The following is a 23231-nucleotide window of genomic DNA, read 5'->3' on the forward strand; positions in this document are numbered from 1 at the left end:
CCCTCACTGTTGGTTCGTTTTCTTTATTAAATGGTTTTACTATCTTACTTATTTTTTTACCATACTTCGGCAAGTTCAAACCAGTAATGACAGATGGTTTCTAAACCTTTATCATAGTTTTCAAGGTGAAAATGTTCATTTGGTGCATGGAAATTTTCATCTGGTAAACCGAATCCCATTAATACAATAGGTAAGTTTAAAATTTGGTCAAATGCTGCAACAATTGGAATAGAACCGCCACCTCTTGTATAGGAAGTCGGCACTTTGTACACTTTTTCATAGGCTTTTCCAGCTGCTTGAATCGCTTTATGATCAAAAGGTGTTACAAAAGGAGTGCCTTTATCAAATAACTGTAATGTAACTTCAACACCCTTTGGTTTATGTGTATCTATATGTTTCTGTAATAAAGCTACTATTTCTTCAGGATCCTGAGCGGGGACAAGACGACATGTAATTTTTGCACTTGCTTCTGAAGGAATAACGGTTTTAACCCCTGTTCCTTGAAATCCCCCTTTTATTCCATTAATTTCAAGTGTTGGTCGAACCCATAGTCTTTCTAGTGTGGAATATCCTTCCTCACCGAAGAGAGTAGGAGAGCCCGTTTGTTCAATAAAAGATTCATCTGCAATTTGTAGTGCTTCAAATGTCTCTTTTTCCTCTTTGGTTAAAGGAGTCACCTGATTATAAAACCCATCAACCGTAATAACTCCGTTTTTATCATGGAAGCTAGCTAATAACTCGCTTAATGCTGTAATTGGATTTTGAATGGCACCGCCAAATAAACCAGAATGAAGGTCGCTTTTGGGACCTTTCACATGAATTTCCATTCCGCATAAACCACGTAAGCCATAGCAAATCGTTGGTTTCCCTTCTTCAATCATACCTGTATCTGAAATCACAATTACATCAGCACTTAATTGTTCTTTATTTTCTTCTACAAAGATCGGTAAGGCAGGACTGCCAATTTCCTCTTCTCCCTCCATACAAAATTTAATATTCACGGGAAGAGAACCTGTTGTTTGCAGTATCGCTTCAATTGCTTTGATATGCATAAAAACTTGCCCTTTATCATCACTTGCTCCTCTAGCATACAGCTTCTCGTCCCGTATTTCTGGTGAGAAAGGAGGGGAGTCCCATAATTCTAGGGGATCGACAGGCTGGACATCATAATGCCCATATACTAATACAGTCGGCTTGCCTTCTGCGTGAAGCCAATCTGCATAAACGACGGGATTCCCATTAGTCTGATAGATAGACGCATTTTCTAGACCTGCTTGAGTGAGTGAATGTACTAACCATTCTGCTGTTTTGTTTATATCCTCTTTGTGTTCTGGGAGAGCGCTGATACTTGGCAATGATAAAAAAGAGAATAATTCGTTCAAATGATTTTCCTTTTTTTCTTTCAAATAATTTTGAATAATATTCATCCTATCATCCTCCATTTATTTCGATATTGAAAATAAATTCGCTTATTTCTGGGAATATCCTTTTTTTTAGAAAATAAAATATATTGAAAAATAATTATTGCTAATGTAAAATTACACTATTAGTTGAAAAGGTAAGAAATTGATATGATTAGGGAGAAAGGATGCATAAAATGCAAAAAAATACGATTGCTATTTTTAATCCAATTATAGAGTTATTATATTCGAAGCAATACATATCAGAAGAGAGTTATACAGATATTACTTCTGGCTTTCAACGCTATTTAGAAGAAGAAGAGAAAAAAGAGCTACAGGAAAGAGAAGCACAAGAGAAGGTAGTTGGAAAAAAAGTTATCAAAAAGACGGAGCCAACCAAACAAAAGAAACAATATTCTCCAGAACAATTGCGGGAACGAAATATAGGTGTGATGCTTTACTTAGGAGTATTTCTTTTACTAATAGGTGGATTAGTCGTTGCGACAAGTAATTGGGACTCAATGCCAGGTTGGCTGAAAGCAACATCTATCTTCTTTGTTTCGATTTTATTTTTTGGGTTTGCATTATTATCGAAAAAAATTATTAAAATTGATCATACTGCATTTGCTTTCTTTCTCCTAGGAAGTCTGTTCTTGCCAATTGGATTTGTTTCCGTTAGTTTTTTTCAATTAGCAGGTGATTATCTCTCGATTCATGGTGAAGGTAAATACTTACTTGGAGTAATTGCTGGTTTTGTGCTTTTCCCAATTTATCTTGGATTAGCAATTTATTTGAATTCCCGTTTATACAAAGTACTTACGATTGCAACAATGACTGGAACGGTGGCATTTTTTCTTGCATTTCTGCCGCTATCCAAGGATGGCTTTTTCTTCTTTATGATTGCCTACCAGTTTATTTCAATCTATGTACTGTTAAAGCATCAACAGCTGAAATGGCTTCTTTACTTCCGAAAGGAACTTACGACGATTGTTCAAGTACAGCTAATCTTAACTGCTTTATTTATGACATTTATTTATGAGAATACGATAATGAATGGTTTCTATTACTTGTTAATTAGCAGTCTCTTTATGATGACTATCGCCTTAACGAAAAGAAAACATGATCATTTTTTCATTACGATTGCGATTGCAATGGGTCTTTATCGTATTTTCACATATCCATTAATTGCCGACTTTCTGCCACTTGCCTTTGGTTGCTTTAGTATTATTCTTCTATCTTTTGTTTTCATTTTAAGAGGGAAGATGGAATGGGGAAGAGTTTGGGAAATTACTAGCTTTATTATTGCACTATCTACATTCTTGTTTACAATTGTTTATTATGGAGAACTATTTCTTGAAGGCAGTATATATCTAGTGCTAGCTTACCTCCTATTAGCAATAGAATTTTTTCTTTTATCAAAAAGACTGGACTATAGCTTTATTCGTTATTTACCAGTAGTATTTTTAAGCTTAGCTTTATGGAATATAGCTGCCTTACTTCAGTTAATAAATGATGCAGACAGTATTTTACTCGTACTTTACTGTATTCATATTGGCTTATTATTTCTGCTTGGAATTTTTAATAAGGGGAGCTTTTGGCAAATTATTAGAAAACCTTCCGCTATTTATTCTGTTTCTTGGATGGCGTTTATATCTTTCATTTCAACGGTGATTTTTATCGGTAAATGGTATATCCCTTTTATGATCGGTGGATTGACAATAAGTCTATTTGTCGGAAATAACTTGATAACAAATAAAAAGTATAAGCAAATTCTTTCCTATATTATTCCAATTACTGTTTTTGGTGTTTATTTTACCTCAGCACAAGCGATAAATATTTTACAAGAGCAAGGACTTCCTTTCTCTATGGGAATAGCTAGTATATTCATGATTTTAACAGGAAGTACGTATGAGAAAATAGATAAAGAGATGGGGAGAATTAGCTATTTCGTCGGGCAAATAATGTATGGTTTTGGTTTGCTTTTGGTTTTTGAATATTTCGATATGAATAAATGGATCACAACTGGATTGTATGTATTAGCTATTCTTGTATTTTATGATCTTTATCGTAGATTGAAACATATCCTGATTGCTTGGTTAATCGCTATGGTTAGTTTAATTAGTTATTTTACTTTTGTCAGTTCTGTTTGGAACAGCGATACGCTCGTATTTGAAACGCTAATGAAATACGGATGGATAGGATTGTTTATTTTAGCCTTTACATTAAAAAATACATCTTTTAGGCTGCCGTTTTTAACGATTTCGCATTCGTACTTATTAATAAATATGATTATTGATCAAATATTTGCAGGGAATGATTCCTTTCTTCCTTTTATCTATGCGTATATTGTATACAGAATAAGTATTCATTTGGTTGGAAATAAATATTTGGTTAGGACATTCCGTTATGGAAGCTATCTATCCATTTATTTCTTTTTGGCAAGGATAATTTCGTTTGATTTTGCTGGAGGAAATTCCTATAGTTTCGCGTTTATTGTACTGTCACTTGTTTTATTTAGTATGTATTTCGTAGCAAAGGAAAAGGTAGAGATTCTTTACTTTTTCTTACCATTCAGCATAATCGGGATTATTTTTTGGTTGTTTGCCACACCGTTTACAATGATTACTTATTTTGTAATCCTTGTTTATGTGGCACTTATCTTATTGGTGATTCATCGAGAAAAAATACACCTATTATCACTTAGTGGAGTAGTCTTGTTACTTATTAACAATGAAATACTGATGTATGCGAAAGATTTTTTTCCATTTGATCGCTATCTATTATCGCTTATTTGGGGAATCTTATTTCTGTTCATGAGTACGAGTGTTTATACAGCTATGGTAAGATTGCGGGAAAAAGGAGAGAAGTGGGTTGATTTTTATCTCATAGGAAGCATTCTTTCGATCTTATCTTTATACGTAATTGAAACAACGTTTAACTGGGATATTGTCTTACCTGGAGTGCTTCTCGTAGTCGTAGCATATATCCAAAGAAACAGGGTAGACAAAGAAATGCAGTGGATTCCTAAGCTAATAAGCTTGTTTTTATTGTTATTACCGTATTATTCCTACCTTACGTTAATTTCGATTCCTTCTTATATCACGGCAGAGCTAGTTGTATTACCGTGGTTAGTGATTATGATTGGCACAAAGAAAATCTTAAGGAATGGAAAGCAAATGTTAGCCTATATAGAATGGGGTGTAGTAGGTACGATAGCTCTGATATTGGCAATAGATGGATATCTTTCCCACACCATATACGATGCTATTATTTTGGGAGGGCTTGCAGTTTTATCTATCTTATCAGGTTTTTATTTCCGTTATAAATCCTATTTCTTTGTAGGGATTGGTGTATTAGTACTTAATGTATTGCTACAAACAAGGCCATATTGGGGCAATTTCCCTTGGTGGGTGTATTTACTAATGGCAGGGTCTATCTTAATTACAATTGCTAGTGTTTATGAAATGCAGAAGCAGGGAAAACAGCCGAAAGCTGTTACAAAGCTAACTGATTGGAAAAATAGGTTGATCTTATTTTTAAAAACATGGAAATAAAAATTAGGGTCTGAACGTACGATTGTTCAGACCCTAATTTTTCATAATATCAATTGTTTGGGTTAATTCCGCTGTTACAATGTATCTTTTTGGTGCATTTCCGATAAAGGAAAAAGGATAGCAGGTCGTCAAGGTGAGAACTGGTCTAGGTTTAGGGGTAAGAATGGTTTTGTCTTTGGAAGACACCACAGAAAATTTCGTGATTTTGTATTCATATTCTTTTTCCGTTGTTTCGAGAATCAAGGAATCATTTTTTTCTAGATCTTTAAGAAAGCGAAAGAAGGTATCGCGATGTCCTGATAGGATGACATTATTGTTTTCGCCTGGTAAAGCACTTTTTTGATAATGACCAGCACCTTTTTTTAAAATCTCGGCACTAGTTCCTTCATAGACAGGAATACGCTTATTCTGATTTGGTATAATGATCGCTGCAATTTTTTCGCCTGGTTGTGCCTTATGTAATTTCGATAACACCCTTTGTTTGCCTTGGTGGAAAGACGGCTGCCTTGTGATGCTTTCTACCTTCGTATAACTGGTAGAAACATACAGAATCATCAATACCCCTACCAAAATAAGGAAGAGTCCAAGCTTCGTTCTATTTTTCATAGCTTGCTTTCCTAAATACTAAAAAAGCACCGACCAATGCTAACATATACCCTATACATAAGAAGACAGGGAGTGGGGAAGCTGTATTGGGAAGTTGTGCTGCATATAAATTAGCTAATTCTTGCGTCACTTCGGTTAAAGCCACCATTTTATCGATGGCTTCGACTGAAGAAACCATATCTGGTGTCACGACTGCATCTCCAATTAAAGTATTTTGGTTATCATATAATTCGATGGCAACAGTTGTATCCATTTCCTTAAGAAAGAGGTCAGTTAGTGCAAGTTCCGTTCTTTTTCCATTATCATCAATACCAATTAATACTGGTCTTAAGGATGTTGTGTTAAAAAAGTCTTTCCAAAAAGCACTTAATGCAGGATTCGTTACTTCATTTACCCCGCTTTCTTGATCTGTAACTTGGAAATCATTTAATTGTTCTTTCCATTCCTCAACTTTTGCAGCTAAAAGGGCAGGATTTTGTCTATTTAAATGACCGTAAAATTGTTGTTTTTCCGTATCGTCAAATCCGATATTTTCAAGGAATTTTTCCAACTTAAGCATTTTATCTTCATGATTTTTATAAAAGTCAATGGCAACCTCTAAATCTTCTAAAAACCAAAAATCTTCGACACCTTCATGAAAGCCTGCTAATAATATATCCAGCTCCTCTCGCGTCATTGAATTTTGGACAAGGAGTTGATCAAGATTAGTTGGAGTGATTGGTGTACCAAGTTGCTTTTCTAAAAGTTGAATAGTATCAAAATCACTCGTTTTTAATCCTTTAAAAGTTAAATATTCTTCTAAGTCATTTGTCGTCCAGCCTAGTTTATTAGCTAACATCTCTACTTCTTTTTCACTTGGAGAAGCGAACACAGGTGATACTTGCATACATACACCAAAGAAAAGAAGTAAAGAATAAAGAAATTTTTTCATTAGACAAACCTCCTCCACAGTACTTATTGGTAGTGTTTGTCATTTAATGAAAAAAATACGTGAATAAGCAAAGATATTTTTGGAGAAAGGGGAAGTGAGAGAAGTGAAACTAAAAAGGTCTTTGCTTTATGCAAAACCTAAGTTGAAATTATTCATTTGTTTAACACAAAAAATGAGATAGATCTGCTAAAGTGCTGTGGAAATCAGCAGAAATGGAAGTAAATCAGCCAAAGGAAAGAGGATATCAGCCAAACATGAAATAAATCAGCCTAAGGAAAGAGGATATCAGCCAAACATGAAATAAATCAGCCGAAGGAAAGAGGATATCAGCCAAACATGAAATAAATCAGCCAAAGTAGAGAGGATATCAGCTAAAAATGAAATAAATCAGCCAAAGTAGAGAGGATATCAGCCAAAAACGAAATAAATCAGCCAAAGGAAAGAGGGTATCAGCCAAACATGAAATAAATCAGCCAAAGTAGAGAGAATATCAGCCAAACACCAAATAACTAAAGGATCAAACTAGACTTACGATTATATTTCTATTATTTTCATAGCATACTACAGAAAATCCATTATGTTAAATCGTTTAAAACTTATAGAAATTTATCCCACTCTTCACGGACAGTGAGACTCAACAGTAGCTTAGAATACGAGGAAGATAGGTGGGAGATTAACTATCCGTAAAAGTCCGATTGGTTCAACTAACCATCAGTGAAGGATGAAGTAAAATCCCCACTGATGGAAGAGAAGAAGTTCAAAACAAATAACTAGCATTTCAATAATTAACTTTCTAAATCCTTACATGTCCATCCTAATCGTTCTCCCCGGTGTAAACCTCACATTTTCATCCAACTTATTTTCTTTTGCCGTAATAGCTGTAGGAGTGATTTTATAAATCGCTGTTTTACTCCCTAGAGTAGACACGTATCTTTCTAAATGAGATTTAGCTAGTGGTTTTTCATAGTAACCGGGAACATATTTATGTAACATTGCTTGCATGACATCACGGGATTTATCGATATCTTCTAATAGCGTCACGTTTCCAAATATCATCACACACATATATGCAGTGTCAACTTTAGCGGGAATGGGATTGCTCATGATGCCTAGTTCTTCGCTGACAGTAAAGCATACTTGGTTATTTTTGCTGATGATGCGTGTTTTTCTTCCTTCACTTGCTCCGTGAAAATATAGGTGATTTCCGAACCAAACATAATTAAGTGGAATGACATAAGGTGCATCTGCATCTACTAAGCCGAGATGTCCAATATGCGTATGATGTAAAAATTGATTAATTTTCTCTTTATCGGTAACTTCCATCATTGATTGTCGCATTACACTCATTTTTTTTCTTCCTTTCCTTCCATTTATTGTCCCTTCATTTTAAAATGAAATAAGTGAATTCCATAGGAACAGTTTAAGAAAAGTTTTTAGGTACAAATAGATTTAAACGGAAAAGGAGGAGGAGAAAGTGAATATCGCTATTCATTTGCATACAGACAGTAAGGAGCCTGTATATATGCAATTGTATTACTATTTTAAAACAGAAATTTTAACCGGGAAGATAGAAGCAGGAACAAAGCTGCCATCGATTCGCTATGTAGCAAGCTTTTTGCAAATTAGTAAAAATACAGTCATTGCTGCCTACCAACAGTTGTGGATGGAAGGGTACGTGGAAAGTAAAGAGAAAAGTGGATATGTTGTGGTTGCTTTACCTAGCTATGAATATACAGCGACACAAACACAAGTAGGACATAAACAAAGCCAAAAGGTAGAGGAAAACTATTTGATAGATTTTCAGTATGGAGATATTGATATGACTAATTTTCCAATTAACGCTTGGAAGAAGACAGTAAAAGAGGTAATGGAGGACAAGCAATTTAACTGGATGATGTATGGAAACAAACAAGGTGAAATATTACTTAGAGAAGAGCTGGTTGGCTATTTATACAGATCAAGAGGGATTCAGACGACAGCCAATCAACTTATTATTACCGCAGGGACGGAACACTTAATTCATCTAGTACTCTCGCTATTGGAGAAAAATTCATTATGTATCGGAATGGAAGAACCAGGATACGATGGCGTCCGAAATGTATTTAAGGAGAGAGAACTTCCTATTTATCCTATCCCAGTGCAGGAAGAGGCTGGGCACGACTTTTCTGCGCTAAATAGTTTGTGTAATCTCATTTATGTTACTCCATCACATCAGTTTCCAATCGGCAAGATTATGTCCATTTCAAAAAGGATTGAGTTATTAGAGTGGGCTGAAAAAGTGGACGGGTATATTCTAGAAGATGATTATGACAGTGAGTTCCGGTTTCAAGGTTCACCTATACCGAGTATGAAAGCAATAGATCAGCAAGATCGAGTAATTTACATGGGGACTTTTTCAAAAGCATTTTTACCTTCCTTAAGAATAAGCTATATGATTTTGCCAGATACCTTGCTTGAAAAGTGGAGAAAAAAGAGTATAACAGAGTCGCAATCAAGCTCCCCGCTATTGCAGTTAGCATTGGGTTTATTTATACAAAAGGGAGAATTTGAGCGTCATATTAAACGAATCCGTAAGGTCTATGAAAGAAAATATACTTTTTTAGTTCAATGCATCACAAAGTATATGGGTGATAAGGTCGAAATTATTGGTGAAAAAGCTGGTATGCATTTGTTGATTCGTGTTCCTCCTAAAAAGGAAGATGTATTTATCACAGAAGCAAAAAAGGTAGGAATAAAAGTATATTCTACGAAACCATATTATTCTCAGGAAAGAGAGGATTATCCTCTATTATTAGGTTTTGGGGGATTGAAAGAAAAGGAAGTGGAAGAAGGAATTCAACATTTAGCACAAGTTTGGTTTACATAAGGAGGAATATTTTTGGTATCAGTACGAACATTTTTAATTGGAATAATCGTTGCATTTTCTGCTTTCTTTGTTTTGGATAACTATTTTTCTTATCCCATATTTTTGAATATATTTATTTGTTATATCCTCGTATTTATTACAATGTATATCGCATCCTTGTTTAGCATTCATACAACGAGAAACATGACGAAGTTGGAGAAGTTATTTAGAAAGAACAGAAAGCATCCATATTATAGTTTTGTCCATGCATTAAGTAATAAAGATGATAAAAGGGTAATTACAAGTTATCGAAAACTAATCAAACGGAAAAAATATCAATCACAATTTGCTCTATTCACGATTTTATTTTCTCTTTATTTTGGAAAAACGTTAGGTCTGAGAGAAGAAGCGGAGAAAATAAAACAATTGGAAATAAAGTCCTACTACTTGGCGTTAATAAATATAGAAGAAAGTCAGTTTAAAGAAGCGAAGAAAATAATAACAACCATAACAAAGAAATGGATGAAAGAAGCACTGTTAGCAGAAATCGCTTTAAAAAAGGGGGAAGATGAAGTAGCGAAAAAGCATGCTAAAAGTGCTTTAAAGCATACGAAAGGTATTCAATATTATGTGTTGAAAAAAGGGTATGAAAGAGAATTTGCGTTATAGAAATTGAATTGGAATAGTAGTGGACTGTATCTTGTTTAGCTGTTTTTCTTTCCGAATGAAAATTTCAAGAATTTGATTTGCGTATATGGCGCAAATTGGATTTTGTGTAATCGGGATTGGAAAATCAATCGTTCTTTGTTTTTGTTCCCAACGACCAGAATCTTGGATGTTTGCTTTAATAGTAAGCAAATTCTTTCTTACAGAAAGGTGGATACTGTTTTCTAGACAGTTTGGTAATAATGCTTCAACAATATATTCCTTTTCTGTTTCGTACACGTCAATCCGAAATTCTGTTTCATCTAAAATGGAAGTCAGTGGATCAAGAAAATGATTTTTCAACCATTCATCCATTAAATGAATCCAGTTATCATCATTCATATATAGTCCTCCTTAGTATATTTAGCTTATTCTAAAGAGGGGAAAAGGTGATGATGATTCCAAAAAAAAGGTTGTCTAAAGGTAGGGAAAGTCCTACTTAGACAACCTTTTTTCTTAGTCATTATTTTCTACATATGGTTCATGTTCATAAGCAGGCAAGTCACCGAATGTCGTCATAATACCTTCTTCATCCAAACTTTGTTCATAGCGTTTATGCTGTTCATTAGGATAAATGGTTATATTTTTTCCTTCTATATCTACTCCGACAAAGTTTTCATAGTCTTCAACATAGCCAATATTTTCATTGCTCTCTGTGTATACGTCATTATAATCGTCATACACTAGATTGGCAAAATCAGATGGTGTTTCTGAAGTACCCCAACTGGCAACCTCTTGCCACGAATCTTCGGCATCGAATCCGACTGATTCATCTTTATTATCCATATCAAATTTGCCAAAAGGAGGCGTTAATATTTCCTCTTCTACAGGACGATTATCCGAAATTTTCTGATCAGGAGAATGCTCCTTGCAGTAAAGAGTAGTAGGTATAACTTCCAGCCTCTCAATCGGGATATCTTGAGAACACTCTGTACACTTTCCGTATGTTCCTTCTTCTATTGCTTTTAATGCACGTATTACCCCCATATACTCATGGTGATAATGTTCCGCCAGTGCGATATCTTTTTCTCTTTCAAATAACTCTGTTCCTTCATCTCCTGGATGATTATCATAACTAGATAGTTCCCCAACAGATTCATGGTAATGTCCATGTTTCAAATCCAAGTTGTCATTTTGTTCAAATCTTACTTCTAGATCTCTTTTTTGTTCATCCAATATTTTTTGAAAATGGGACATTTCTTGTTTATTTAGCATAAGAACCTAATCCTTTCGAGAATTCGTTTGCTTTATTAGTATGAGCAAAACGATTAAGAACATTAAAGGAAATATGTACATATCATTTTTTAAAATAAATGACAACGATTTTAATTTTATACCCTTACGCAAAACGTTAAAAATTGCTAGGGGATAGAGTACTTTATATGGGGAAAATATCAAGGTAATTCATATTAGTATGGAGGATATAGATGCATGGAATCAAAAAAACTAGCACTACATGAATCACTGGACTTACATGAAGTAATTAATTTCAAAACACTATGTCTTGCGAAATCAAAATTAATGCAAGGGCTTGTTTTTGATCAAGATTTGAAAGACTTAATGAAAAAAGATGTAAATCAATCGATTCAAGCCCTTTCTGAACTAAGAGAAATATACAAGCAGGTGCCATTTGAAACAGATGTTCCGCAAAGTCGTCCAACACCAATTATAAATGGAGAGGAAGGTGTTACTCATTGAATCATGATCATTTAGATCCGATTAATGCTTTAAACATGCCAGAGATTGCAGACATGACATTTGCGATGGATTTTCTTGTTCGAGCAAAAGAGAGTGTCAGAAATATCGCGACAGTTTTAACAGAAACTGCATCGCCAGAATTAAGAGTTCTTTTAAGAAAACAGCTTAAACAAGCAATAAGCATGCATCAAGAAATAACCGAATTAATGATCGAGAAAAAATGGTTTCACCCTCATGATTTAAGCGAGCAGTATCAATTAGATCAGCTTTCTGCAAAGAATACGATCATGATTGGCAATATGAATTTATTTCCTGTTGAAACAAATCGAAAAGGCATGTTTGATCGCACGCCGGATCAACATTAGACATGGAGGTTATATGTAGATGAAAGCAGTAACATATCAAGGTATTAAAAATGTGGAAGTAAAGGAAGTAGAGGATCCAAAGATTTTAAAGCCAGATGATATGATTATCAAGGTCACGAGTACAGCCATTTGCGGATCTGATTTGCATTTGATTCACGGAATGATGCCGAATTTACAAGAAAACTATATTATTGGACATGAGCCAATGGGAATTGTTGAAGAAGTTGGCCCAGGAGTAACGAAGCTTAAGAAAGGTGATCGTGTTATAATCCCCTTCAATATTGCTTGTGGTGAGTGTCAATATTGTAAAAGTAATTTGGAAAGCCAATGTGATAACTCAAATGATAATGGAGATATTGGAGCTTATTTTGGCTATTCAGGAAGTGCTGGTGGCTATCCTGGTGGGCAAGCAGAATATTTAAGAGTGCCTTTTGCGAATTTCACTCACTTTAAGATTCCAGAAACATGTGAAGAACCGGATGAAAAACTAACTGTTATTGCTGATGCCATGACGACTGGTTTTTGGAGTGTAGAGAATGCGGGAGTGAAAGAAGGGGATACAGTAATTGTCTTTGGTTGTGGACCAGTTGGACTTTTCTCCCAGAAATTCGCTTGGCTTAAAGGTGCAAAGCGTGTCATTGCAGTAGATTATGTTGATTATCGATTACAGCATGCGAAGCGTACCAATAATGTAGAAATCATTAATTTTGAACATATAGAAAATGTTGGTGCTTATTTAAAAGAAATAACAAAAGGTGGAGCCGATGTTGTTATTGATGCAGTTGGAATGGATGGGAAGATGACTGATTTAGAATTTCTTGCAAGTGGATTGAAGCTACAAGGTGGTACGATAAATGCTCTTGTGATGGCTGCTCAAGCCGTTCGGAAATGTGGAACGATCCAAATCACTGGCGTATATGGTGGAAGATATAATAGTTTTCCATTAGGAGACATCATGCAACGCAATGTCAACATCCGTTCTGGACAAGCTCCGGTTATTCATTATATGCCCCACATGTTTGAATTAGTTTCTTCTGGAAAAATTGATCCAGGCGATGTAGTAAGTCACGTTTTGCCTCTCAGTGAAGCAAAACGAGGATATGAAATTTTTGACACGAAAACAGATAATTGTATAAAAGTTGTATTAAAACCATAAGGAAGGCAGGAGAGCAAAATGGATTATGTATTACATGAAGTATTAGAAGTTCAAGAATTGGCAGCTTTTAAGACGATTTGTTTAACTAAAGCAAAAACAATGCGCGCTCTCGTTACAGACCCTCAGTTAAAAGAGATGATGTTGAGAGATGTGGATATTTCAACTAGGCAGCTACAAGAATTTTCAACTATTTTAGCAAAAGCAACAGAGCTGGAAGGATTAGGAGTGAAGCGTGTATGAATTCCATTATTGAATATTTAACAGGGCTGGATGTATTAACAGATCAAATGATAGCGACAGACCTATTGATTTCGGCAAAAAGCGGAATAAGAAATTATGCAATGGCCATAACTGAAACAGGTCATCCGGAAATTAAAGCAATACTCGCTCGCCATTTGGATGAAGCCCTAGATATGCATGAAATGCTTTCCACATATATGACTGAAAAAGGCTGGTACAATGCGTGGGAACCGAAAGAGCAAATGAATCTTAATTTGCAAAATATAAATACGGCCATAAATTTGCCAACCTTATAAGAAAAAAAGGAACTTGTTCTGAGAAACAGTTCCTTTTTGTTAGGATAGAGGTGTTGAAAACTAACTTAACAGTATAATTTCACTAAAATATTTACCGATAAAAAACAATTTCTCATGTAAATTCCTGTGTTAATAGGTGTTTATAAAATGAAAATCACAAATTTTTTTGAAAAAAATCACTAGTGTTGCATAAATATTGTCGCAATTTTCAGTCTCATTATCCTCCTTGTTTAGAGCCAAAAAGGTAAATACCTATTCAAAGGTGGCTCCATCCATTTGGTTTTTTTTTACAATTAGACTTGTGCGACAACAACAATTTGCTTATTAAGGGATGGCTTTCCCTTCAATCTTTCGAAGCCAGATATGGGCTGGTTTCCACAATGCAGCCCTTAAATAACGGCTAATTTGTAAGGTTTTTCGCTTACTTCTTGTTTCAAGTTGTACGAGAACATGTAGGCAAAAAACAATCAGTGCGATAAACACTTGGTTTTGAATCGCCCATTCACTTTGACCGTAGAACTTTTTGATGCTGAGATGCTGTTTGATCCATTTAAAGAACAACTCAATTGCCCACCGTGATTTGTACATCTCTGAAATTTCTTCGGCACTCAAATCAAAACGATTGGTAATTAAATGCAGTTCATTTCCTTTTGAATCCATCACTTTTAGAAGACGAAAGTAATTTTCAGCACGGTTTTGAGTCGTACCAATCAACACCATTTGATCTGACAAAACAGCTGAATTCTCGGGTAGTTTAAAATTATAAACTTCCCGTATGACTGCGTTTTTCCGTAGCCTTGAAAGAAAAAAGTAACCATCATCTGTCATTCGGTCAAAGCGCTCGTAATCTAGGTAGCCACGGTCAAACACATACATGCATTCTTTATCATCAACCATGATTTCAAGCTGACCACGATCATGTTCTTTTGCCGTTGTTAAAACAGCCTTTTCAGGATAGGAACTCCCTTTTTCCATAAACACAAGTCTCAAATGCAACTTGACACCCGCTTTTGTTTTGCGGAACTTTGCCCATTTATGATTGGTCAAATTAAGTGGCAATGTGCTTGAATCAATGATTTTTAACGGCATAATAAGCTTTGTATAATGTGTTTTTGCATGAATTTGTGCGACTAAATCAAGGAAAAGCCTTTGAAATAAATCTGGATTTATACCGTTTAATCGGCGTGAGAGCTGAGAAATACTGATTGAATCAAGATCAATGCCTTTTTGTAGTTGGTCGTCGAAAAGACAATCGCTTAGCTCATGCAAACTTTCGACTTCTTGTAGCTGTGCAAAAAGGAGTAATTTTAGAAATGAGTCTGTTTTTAGTTTTTTCGTATAGTAATCTAATTTCAACGTTTTCACGGTTTCTTCAAAAAGTTGAAGATTTATTGGTGAAAACCATTGTCCAAATGAAGTTTTTCGTGTAATCTTGTCCATGAGTTGGTCCTTTTTTAGTGGATTTGGACGGGTTACCACCTGACTTATCCATTATAAAGGACTTTTTCTTTGCATAAAATAATAAAATTGAACATTTTGAGTATTTTTAATAGTAAAAATAAATTAATGCAACACTAGTGGAAAAAAATATATTTTTTATCTTGAAAGCCTTTTCAAAAGGTGTTATTATTCGTATATGCCAGGTAATTATATTAGTGATTTTGAAGAAAAGTTTACTGGTTTTAAAAGAAACAAGAAGAGGGTTTTAAAAATGGCAACGATTAAAGAAATTGCGGATAAGTCGAATGTATCAGCATCAACTGTTTCACGAGTGCTAAATAATGATCATACACTTACCGTTCAGGCAAAAACAAGAGAACGTATTCTTCGAGTTGCCAAAGAGCTCGGTTATGAAACGATCTTAGAAAGACGGTTAAAGCAAAAACAGCAGGATACAAAACATGTTGGTATTATGCTAACTCAATCATTGGATGAAGAAATAAGTGATCCTTATTTTCTATCGATTCGTCAAGGGATTGAAATGGAACTAGCCCATAATGGAATCAAAACGGCTACTTTTCGCTTACATGAAACAGAAGGAAATCAAATGATTGAAGAACTTGATGGGTTAATTGTCGTCGGCAGAGTGAAAGAGTCTACCTTAAAAGCAATCAGCAGGGTGGATAATGTGGTTTACATAAATCATTCTCCTAACGAAGACCTCTATGATTCTGTCGTTATCAATTTTGAACGTGCTACAGAAAAAGCATTGCGCCACTTATTAGCTACTGGATACAAACGAATTGGCTACATTGGTGGGAAGGAAATGGAACACTTGAAAAATCAAAAGCTTCTTTCAGAAGATAAACGTCTCACCACTTTTGAACGTTACATGAAAGAAAAAAACTTATATGATCAAGAGTCTATTTTTATTGGTGAGTATACAATGGCACAGGGCTATCAATTGATGAAAAAAGCCATTCAAGCATCAAAGTTACCAGAAGCATTTTTTATTGGCAGTGATCCAATGGCGATTGGAGCTTTAAGAGCTTTACAAGAAGCAAATCTTCATGTACCCGAAGATGTGGCCATTATTAGTTTCGATGATATTGAGGCAGCGAAATTCGCGAGTACACCATTAACAACAATTAGAGTTCATACGAAAGAAATGGGTCAAACAGGGGTAAAACTTTTGCTAGACCGGCTAAATGGCAGGGAACTTCCGTTGACTGTTACGCTCCCAACAGAATTGGTTATTAGGGAAAGCTGCGGAGGGAAATAAAATAACTCTTTTTAAGGGGGTGATGAACGAATTGGCGTAAAAAGTATTCATATGTGTATAGCCCTCCCAGCACCAAATTCTTGGTGCCAGGTTCAAAGTGATGGCAGTCACTTTTTTGCGGGCGGCTAAACTCCACCAACGAAAGGGAGCTTAATTCTATTATATAGATGCTCCTAAAAACCAGCAAGAGAACGAACTCGAAAATTAGGTGAAAGTACCTAGTGTTTTCAAAATACGAAATTTTAGGGGGCGTTTTTTAATGAAAAGGCTTTTAAAAACTATGGCGATTGCTATTGCTTTAACAACGATTGCAACTGGATGTAGTAAATCTTCAGGTGGTAATGAAGCAAATGGTGGTAAGACTGTCGTTACGATGTATTCGACAGTGACAAATGAAGCAGATAAAATTACAATGCAAAATGTTGTTGAAAAATTCGAAAAAGAAAATCCTGATATCGATATTAAAGAAAATTATCCTGCTGACGGTTATGAAGGAATGCTTCGTGTTAAGATGGCTGCGAATGATATGCCAGACTTATTTGATACCCACGGCTGGGCAATCCATCGTTACGGAGAATATGTAGAAGATTTGAAAGACATGAATTGGGTGCAAGATCTTGACCCGGCGCTAAATCAAATTTTAATGGATGATACCGGGAAAGTTTATGCTTATCCTCTTAATCAGGCAAAGGATGGACTTACATATAATGCAACACTTCTTGAAGAATATGGAATAGAACCTCCAAGAACCTTTGCTGAATTTATGACAGCGCTTGAAACAATTAAGAAAAAAGGAAAGGGAGAAGTGACTCCACTATGGTTTGCTGGCTCTGATAAATCAGCATTCGGCCAGTATTTTGATCAATTTTCAACACCGTTATTAATTACTGGTGAGAAAAATTTTAAGAAGGAATTGCTGGATGGAACGTTTGATTGGTCCAATTACACATTTCTAGCAGAAAAATTAAAGGAAATGCAAGATAAGAAGCTCCTTAATGAAGATGTCTTGACCGCTCAAAATCATCAAATGGTAGACTTAATGGCTCAAAGTAAAATTGCGTTTATAGTTGGCGGTGGCATGCTCGGTCCTTCTGTAGAAGAATTAAATCCAGATGTTAAACTTGGCATCACTCCAATGCCTGTAATCAAAGAAGGCGACGAACCCAGCTGGATTGGTGGCGAACGTCATACATTAGCTGTTTGGAAGGACTCTAAAGTTAAAGAAGAGGCGAAGAAATTTCTGGAATTTATCTCACAGCCAGAAATCGTGAAAGAGATAGCGGAAGGTACTTCACTTCCAGCAGGATTAACGAATACAGAATCAAAAAACTATTACTCTGATTATTACGAGAAGTATAAGGATATTAAAGTAGAGCCTTATTTTGACCGTATCTATTTACCGAGCGGCATGTGGGACCCTATGGGGGCTACTGGTCAGGAATTATTATCTGGGACTATGAAGCCAGAAGATGTTTCGAAAAAGATGGCAGAAGAATATAAGAGATTACTAGAACAAAAGAAATAGCTTTACGGTAGGAGGAACGAGTATCAACATTTGTACCTCTCAATCTAAACTAGGGGATGGTTACTTTGCTAAAAATAGCAACAAATAGGCAGCCAAATACCGACTCTTCTATAGAAGTGAAAAGGAACCGTAAAAAAAGGCAGGAATCCTCCCTTTGGTGGATGTATCTTCCAGCTCTTGCTGCTATCTGTTTTTTCATCTTTTATCCTTTTCTAAACGGAATTAAAATATCTTTTACAAACTGGAACGGGTTTTCACAAAGCTATGACTACATTGGGTTCAGCCAGTATGCAAGAATGCTGAAGGACCCAGATACCTGGCTAGTTGTAAAAAATACCCTTCTGTATGGTGTCGGTAGTACAATTTTACAGAATATTATTGGTTTAGGATATGCGCTTTTATTAAACCAAAGCATTCGTTTTAAGAATTTTACTAGGACAATTGTTTACTTGCCGGTCATTATTAGCCCACTAATTATGGGTTATATCTTTTACTTCTTTTTCGCCTTCCAAGGCGGAGCGCTTAATGATCTGCTTGTATTCCTTGGGCTAGATAAAATTAATGCACTAGCAGATCCGAAAGTGAACATTTGGTTAATAGTATTTGTGAATACTTTCCAATTTGTCGGTATTGCGATGATCATATATCTTGCTGGATTACAAAGTATATCAAAAGATTATTATGAAGCAGTACAAATTGATGGTGCATCTAGTTTTCAGCAATTTAAAAATATCACTTTGCCCATGTTAATGCCTTCTATTACGATCAATATGGTTATCAACATTATTGGTGGGTTGAAGTTGTTTGATGTGATCATCTCGCTTACAGGCGGTGGACCAGGCTATGCTTCTCAATCCATGTCGACATTTATGTACGATCTTTATTTTAATCGCCAGGATGCGGGATATGCAGCAACACAAGGTGTGTTTATGGCAGTCATCATATTAATTCTAAGCTTGGCAGCGCTAGTCTACTTCAAACGAAAGGAGATTGAGGCGTAATGGATTATATGAATAGAAAGAATAAATGGCTCCTTTCTGGAGTTGCGCTTTTGATTGCAGCCTTTCATTTAATCCCTTTCTATATTTTGATTACGACAGCATTAAAGGCGAGGGGAGATTTTAGTTCGAAATGGGTTTTCCCCAACATAATGAATTTTGCCAATTTTAAGGAAGCATGGGAAATGGCTAGTCTTGGCAATGCGCTCACCAATACGGCGATTATTACCACAGTCAGTGCCTTTTTATTAATTGTATTTGGCTCTTTGGCAGCATATCCGCTGGCAAGAAGACAAACAAAGCTAAATAAATTTGTGTTCATGTTCTTTATCGCAGTAATGGTTATCCCTCCTTTAACAGCATTGGTTCCGTTATATAAGCTTGTAGTGGACATAGGAATGATGAATACGCTTGAAATTGCCATCTTGAATAATGTTGCGTCCTTTCTGCCATTAACCATTTTCTTGTATTCAGGATTTATTCGTTCGACAATCCCAAGAGAATTAGAAGAAGCGGCAAAAATCGATGGAGCTAGTACATTAGGAATCTTTTTCCGTATTGTATTTCCGTTATTGAAGCCGGTTACTGCATCTATTTTAATCATTGCCTGTGTATTCATTTGGAACGATTATCAATTCGCTATTTTCTTCCTACAAGCAGAGGAAGTAAAAACAATAACGGTTGCTTTGGCAGGTTTCTTTGGAGAAAATGCTAACCGCATGCATCTTGTAGCTGCAGCAGCAATATTGGCTGTATTGCCAATGGTTGTATTGTTCTTATTATTGCAAAAGCACTTTGTTAAAGGATTAGCATCTGGTTCGGTTAAAGGATAAATACAAGAAAAATTGGAGGATTATAAAATGTCTAAAATTACATTTCTTGGAGCTGGTAGTACGGTATTTGCAAAAAATGTTTTGGGGGATTGCATGTTTGTTGACGCATTAGATGGTTTTGAATTTGCGCTATTCGATATTGATGAACAACGCTTGCGTGATTCTGAACAAATGCTCCATAATTTGAAGGAAAGTCTTGGGAAAAACATTCAGATTAAAGCATTTACAGATCGGAAAGAGTCTTTAAGAGAAGCGAAATATGTTATAAATGCGATACAGGTAGGCGGCTATAAGCCTAGTACAGTGATCGATTTCGAAATTCCGAAAAAGTATGGGTTAAGACAGACTATTGCCGATACAGTTGGAATTGGCGGGATTTTCCGTAATTTAAGAACGATTCCAGTTATGCTGGATTTTGCAAAGGATATGGTAGAGGTTTGTCCTGATGCGCTATTTATGAATTATACAAATCCTATGGCCGTTTTGACTGGAGTTATGAATCGCTATACCAACATTAAAACGGTTGGTTTATGCCACAGTGTGCAAGTATGTACAAAAGATTTATTTGATGCACTAGGTATGGATCGCACTGGTTTAAAGGAAAAAATTGCTGGAATTAATCATATGGCTTGGCTGCTTGAAGTGAGTAAGGATGGGGTGGATTTATATCCTGAAATTAAGCGAAGAGCTCGTGAATTGCAAAAAACAAAGCATGGGGATATGGTTCGGTTTGAACTGATGGATAAATTTGGTTACTATGTGACAGAGTCATCTGAACACAATGCTGAGTATCATCCATACTTTATCAAATCTCGTTATCCTGAGTTAATTGAGCGCTTTAACATTCCACTTGATGAATATCCATCTCGTTGTGAAAAGCAAATTAATAATTGGATAGCCATGAGAGAGGATTTGGTTAACAATAAATCTTTGGATCATGTGCGTTCCCATGAATATGGTTCCCGCATTATTGAAGCAATGGAAACGAATGTTCCGTTTAAATTTGGCGGGAATGTCTTAAATACTGGCAGACTAATCAGCAACCTTCCGGAGAAAGCGTGTGTTGAGGTGCCGTGTATTGCGGATCGTAGTGGAATTATCCCAACGTATGTAGGTGATCTCCCAGAGCAGCTCGCTGCATTAAACAGAACGAATATTAACACGCAATTACTGACCATTGAAGCAGCAATCACTTTGAAAAAGGAATATATTTATCAAGCCGCTATGCTTGATCCACATACAGCAGCTGAGTTATCAATGGACGATATTATTTCTCTATGTGATGATTTAATTGAAGCTCATGGAGATTGGCTGCCAAATTTTAAAAGTGAAACTAGCATTGCAGTAACGAAATAACTAAAGTTAATATGTTTACAAAGATAGGGACCGGATTTTTTCTAAAGCCGGTCCCTATCTTTATTTGAAAAACTCGAAAGATACTTATTATTTTTCAGGTCTTAAAATTTTTAAATGCAAAGGTAGGAATACGAGAAATACTAATACAAGAAATACTAATACAAAGACAGGTATAGAGTACCAGGTTTTCCACCCTTTGGTCGTCATATAGCCTGTTAGTACAGCGCCCCATTCTAATAGGAAAGAAAGGACTACCCACATCCATTTATACAGAAGAGATTTAGTGTGAATCAAAAAGTTTAGGTAAATCAAGCCGATCGCTGGTGGAATGATCGTCACAAAAAGATAGTCAATAATGTACGTTTTAGAGGAGGGACCGAGTTGAAAGGCTTTTAAAACATCACCTACAAATACATCTCCAAGCCATGTAGCAAATCCAATTATTCCAACGCTAAAATACATTTCCCTTAATGTAAGTCTTTTCGGCATAAAGGAGACAATAAGCACAAAAACGATAATGAGAGTATAAGGATACACAATTTTTCCCACACTTCCTTTTTTGAGAAAATCATAATAATAGCTATTCATTTCCCTTACATTACCGCTGTTATACTATCACTGAAAAAATTAACAATGAATAAAGTCCCTCTTAAAAAAGGGGGGACTATAAAAAATACACTATTTACTTACTTGAATGAAAACTAAATTAATCTAGTTTTGTTGTTGAAGTTTTGAACAAGGAATATGCTTCATTACTAATGTAGACATTATCTTGTTGTATTTGTGCATTGGAATTAGGATTACTTGTTTCAGATGTTTGATTTTGAAGTGCTTGAATTTGTGCCTCTATTTCTGAGATTTGTTTTTTTAATTGTTCCAACTGTTTCTCTTTTTCTTCTTCTTGAATGGTTTCATTTTGCTCGATTTGCGTTTGTTGTGACTGCAATTGTTGTTTTTGACTTTCTAATGTTTTAATTTGATTGGCAACATCAGAGGAACGACTGGTTATTGTAGTAGAACTTGCAGTTGTACTTGAAATAGAATTAATCATGGTTATTTTTCCCTTCATCATAAATAATGAAGAATTATATTATACATTTCTTTATTTTTCCTTAAGATATATTAAAGTAAGGTGGAGTACTTTCCAACAGGACAATAGTATAAAAAAACAACCTAGGATAGATTATTGAATGATAATTGTGAAATGATAGGAGGTGGAAGGATTATGTCAGTTAAAGAGTATTGGAAAGAGATAAACAAAGCGAGCGATAAGGTATCATCATTAATAAATTCCTATTGGCACGAACACTCTAATTGGAATAACTGGCAGTTTTGGATCATTTTAATTTTCTTGATCGTTCCCCTTATTGTCCTGCTGGTAAAACTGGATAAGAATAAGACCCTTCAAATTCTTTTCTTTGGATATACAGTTCACATGCTTTGGACATATACGGAACTTACCCTTATTAGAATGGGATATATGGATCATCATTATTTTATTCTACCATTTTTACCCCAAGCAATTGGGATAACATCTTCTTTTCTTCCAGTTTCTTTTATGTTGCTATACCAATATTGTGTGAAATACGATAAGAATTTTCTATTATGGACATCTGTTCTATCTGCTATTATAGCCTTTGTACTTGTCTCTATTGAGAAGCAAATAGGATTTCTTGCTCTATTAAAAGGGTTTAATAGCTTTCATATATTTTTGTTAGATGTTGCTATTACTATGTTAGCCTACGGACTAACAAACTTTTTTATAACTTTTTATAAGCAAGATAAAAGTAGGACTAGGGCATAAGTATTTTTAACGAAATCACCCGAAATGATTATACGTATATGCTATGAAATATTCGTATAATCATTTCGGGTTTTATTAATTTTAAGGAAAAAGGTTTGTGATGATCACGCGCAGACGGAATACACTTCGCTTTCCATGGGGCGAGCGCCGAGCCGCTTCGGCTTCGCCTGCAGGGTCTCGGACTTTCTCGCAGCTCC

At 35.4% G+C, this 23231-nt stretch carries 23 protein-coding genes; 14 read left to right on the forward strand and 9 right to left on the reverse strand.

Features of this window, described 5'->3' with window-relative positions; genetic code table 11:
* Window positions 1-56 precede the first annotated feature (56 nt).
* Window positions 57-1427: a dipeptidase gene (locus tag HHU08_RS11945; protein WP_169188539.1), complete on the reverse strand. Its 1371-nt coding sequence runs from the start codon at window positions 1425-1427 to the stop codon at window positions 57-59.
* Window positions 1428-1597: 170 nt separating this feature from the next.
* Here HHU08_RS11945 and HHU08_RS11950 point away from each other — a divergent pair, with 170 nt between their 5' ends.
* Entirely contained in the window at window positions 1598-4954 is a 3357-nt protein-coding gene (locus HHU08_RS11950) for a hypothetical protein (protein WP_169188540.1), read from the forward strand.
* Between the two features lie 33 nt (window positions 4955-4987).
* Here the strand turns inward: HHU08_RS11950 and HHU08_RS11955 are convergent, their stop codons facing one another.
* From HHU08_RS11955 to HHU08_RS11965, 3 genes are all read right to left on the reverse strand, one after another.
* Window positions 4988-5560, reverse strand: a complete 573-nt coding sequence (locus HHU08_RS11955) for a class D sortase (RefSeq protein ID WP_016204847.1) — start codon at window positions 5558-5560, stop codon at window positions 4988-4990.
* Entirely contained in the window at window positions 5550-6491 is a 942-nt protein-coding gene (locus HHU08_RS11960) for a processed acidic surface protein (protein ID WP_016204846.1), read from the reverse strand. The genes HHU08_RS11955 and HHU08_RS11960 overlap by 11 nt, the downstream gene beginning before the upstream one ends.
* Before the next feature lie 801 nt (window positions 6492-7292).
* On the reverse strand, window positions 7293-7838 hold the full coding sequence (locus HHU08_RS11965) for a pyridoxamine 5'-phosphate oxidase family protein (protein ID WP_169188541.1): 546 nt from the start codon (window positions 7836-7838) through the stop codon (window positions 7293-7295).
* 127 nt (window positions 7839-7965) lie between these two features.
* Here HHU08_RS11965 and pdxR point away from each other — a divergent pair, with 127 nt between their 5' ends.
* Window positions 7966-9357: a MocR-like pyridoxine biosynthesis transcription factor PdxR gene (gene pdxR, locus HHU08_RS11970; protein WP_169188542.1), complete on the forward strand. Its 1392-nt coding sequence runs from the start codon at window positions 7966-7968 to the stop codon at window positions 9355-9357.
* 12 nt (window positions 9358-9369) lie between these two features.
* Complete coding sequence (locus tag HHU08_RS11975) at window positions 9370-10005, forward strand: hypothetical protein (protein ID WP_169188543.1); 636 nt, start codon at window positions 9370-9372, stop codon at window positions 10003-10005.
* On the opposite strand, the gene HHU08_RS11980 is transcribed toward HHU08_RS11975, so the two are convergent.
* Both HHU08_RS11980 and HHU08_RS11985 read right to left on the reverse strand, forming a co-directional pair.
* Entirely contained in the window at window positions 10000-10383 is a 384-nt protein-coding gene (locus tag HHU08_RS11980) for an Hsp20/alpha crystallin family protein (RefSeq protein ID WP_169188544.1), read from the reverse strand. The genes HHU08_RS11975 and HHU08_RS11980 overlap by 6 nt on opposite strands.
* A gap of 114 nt (window positions 10384-10497) precedes the next feature.
* Window positions 10498-11256 (reverse strand): TraR/DksA C4-type zinc finger protein, encoded by a 759-nt coding sequence (locus HHU08_RS11985; RefSeq protein ID WP_169188545.1) that lies wholly within the window; start codon window positions 11254-11256, stop codon window positions 10498-10500.
* A gap of 216 nt (window positions 11257-11472) precedes the next feature.
* On the opposite strand from HHU08_RS11985, the gene HHU08_RS11990 reads away from it, so the two are divergent.
* From HHU08_RS11990 to HHU08_RS12010, 5 genes are read left to right on the forward strand one after another with little or no spacing between them, the layout of a single operon-like run.
* Window positions 11473-11739: a hypothetical protein gene (locus tag HHU08_RS11990; RefSeq protein WP_016204840.1), complete on the forward strand. Its 267-nt coding sequence runs from the start codon at window positions 11473-11475 to the stop codon at window positions 11737-11739.
* The gene (locus tag HHU08_RS11995; protein ID WP_016204839.1) at window positions 11736-12104 is read left to right on the forward strand and encodes a spore coat protein; all 369 of its coding nucleotides are present in this window, start codon (window positions 11736-11738) and stop codon (window positions 12102-12104) included. The genes HHU08_RS11990 and HHU08_RS11995 overlap by 4 nt, the downstream gene beginning before the upstream one ends.
* Window positions 12105-12123: 19 nt before the next feature.
* Window positions 12124-13260, forward strand: a complete 1137-nt coding sequence (locus HHU08_RS12000; protein ID WP_169188546.1) for a zinc-dependent alcohol dehydrogenase — start codon at window positions 12124-12126, stop codon at window positions 13258-13260.
* 18 nt (window positions 13261-13278) lie between these two features.
* Entirely contained in the window at window positions 13279-13500 is a 222-nt protein-coding gene (locus HHU08_RS12005; protein ID WP_169188547.1) for a hypothetical protein, read from the forward strand.
* Entirely contained in the window at window positions 13497-13796 is a 300-nt protein-coding gene (locus HHU08_RS12010; RefSeq protein ID WP_169188548.1) for a spore coat protein, read from the forward strand. The genes HHU08_RS12005 and HHU08_RS12010 overlap by 4 nt, the downstream gene beginning before the upstream one ends.
* A gap of 324 nt (window positions 13797-14120) precedes the next feature.
* Here HHU08_RS12010 and HHU08_RS12015 read toward each other — a convergent pair whose 3' ends face one another.
* Window positions 14121-15236 (reverse strand): IS4 family transposase, encoded by a 1116-nt coding sequence (locus HHU08_RS12015; protein WP_016201461.1) that lies wholly within the window; start codon window positions 15234-15236, stop codon window positions 14121-14123.
* 271 nt (window positions 15237-15507) lie between these two features.
* On the opposite strand from HHU08_RS12015, the gene HHU08_RS12020 reads away from it, so the two are divergent.
* From HHU08_RS12020 to melA, 5 genes are all read left to right on the forward strand, one after another.
* Window positions 15508-16518: a LacI family DNA-binding transcriptional regulator gene (locus HHU08_RS12020; protein WP_169188549.1), complete on the forward strand. Its 1011-nt coding sequence runs from the start codon at window positions 15508-15510 to the stop codon at window positions 16516-16518.
* A gap of 259 nt (window positions 16519-16777) precedes the next feature.
* Window positions 16778-18043, forward strand: coding sequence for an ABC transporter substrate-binding protein (locus HHU08_RS12025; protein ID WP_169188550.1), 1266 nt, complete (start codon window positions 16778-16780; stop codon window positions 18041-18043).
* Window positions 18044-18204: 161 nt separating this feature from the next.
* A complete protein-coding gene (locus tag HHU08_RS12030) occupies window positions 18205-19044 on the forward strand; it encodes a carbohydrate ABC transporter permease (RefSeq protein WP_226752605.1) in 840 nt (279 codons plus the stop codon).
* Window positions 19044-19874 (forward strand): carbohydrate ABC transporter permease, encoded by an 831-nt coding sequence (locus tag HHU08_RS12035; RefSeq protein WP_169188551.1) that lies wholly within the window; start codon window positions 19044-19046, stop codon window positions 19872-19874. The genes HHU08_RS12030 and HHU08_RS12035 overlap by 1 nt, the downstream gene beginning before the upstream one ends.
* A gap of 27 nt (window positions 19875-19901) precedes the next feature.
* A complete protein-coding gene (melA, locus tag HHU08_RS12040) occupies window positions 19902-21230 on the forward strand; it encodes an alpha-glucosidase/alpha-galactosidase (RefSeq protein ID WP_169188552.1) in 1329 nt (442 codons plus the stop codon).
* Window positions 21231-21317: 87 nt separating this feature from the next.
* Here melA and HHU08_RS12045 read toward each other — a convergent pair whose 3' ends face one another.
* Together HHU08_RS12045 and HHU08_RS12050 are read right to left on the reverse strand one after the other, a co-directional pair.
* Window positions 21318-21779, reverse strand: a complete 462-nt coding sequence (locus HHU08_RS12045; RefSeq protein ID WP_328823006.1) for a hypothetical protein — start codon at window positions 21777-21779, stop codon at window positions 21318-21320.
* A 157-nt stretch (window positions 21780-21936) separates the two neighbouring features.
* Window positions 21937-22281 carry a FlxA-like family protein gene (locus HHU08_RS12050; RefSeq protein ID WP_016204830.1) on the reverse strand — a complete coding sequence of 115 codons (345 nt, stop codon included), beginning with the start codon at window positions 22279-22281 and terminating at the stop codon, window positions 21937-21939.
* 174 nt (window positions 22282-22455) lie between these two features.
* Between HHU08_RS12050 and HHU08_RS12055 the strand changes: the two genes are divergently transcribed.
* Window positions 22456-23034: a hypothetical protein gene (locus HHU08_RS12055; RefSeq protein WP_169188553.1), complete on the forward strand. Its 579-nt coding sequence runs from the start codon at window positions 22456-22458 to the stop codon at window positions 23032-23034.
* Window positions 23035-23231: the final 197 nt, after the last annotated feature.

Origin of the sequence: Niallia alba (assembly GCF_012933555.1) — a bacterium.
GTDB classification, from domain to species: domain Bacteria; phylum Bacillota; class Bacilli; order Bacillales; family Cytobacillaceae; genus Niallia; species Niallia alba.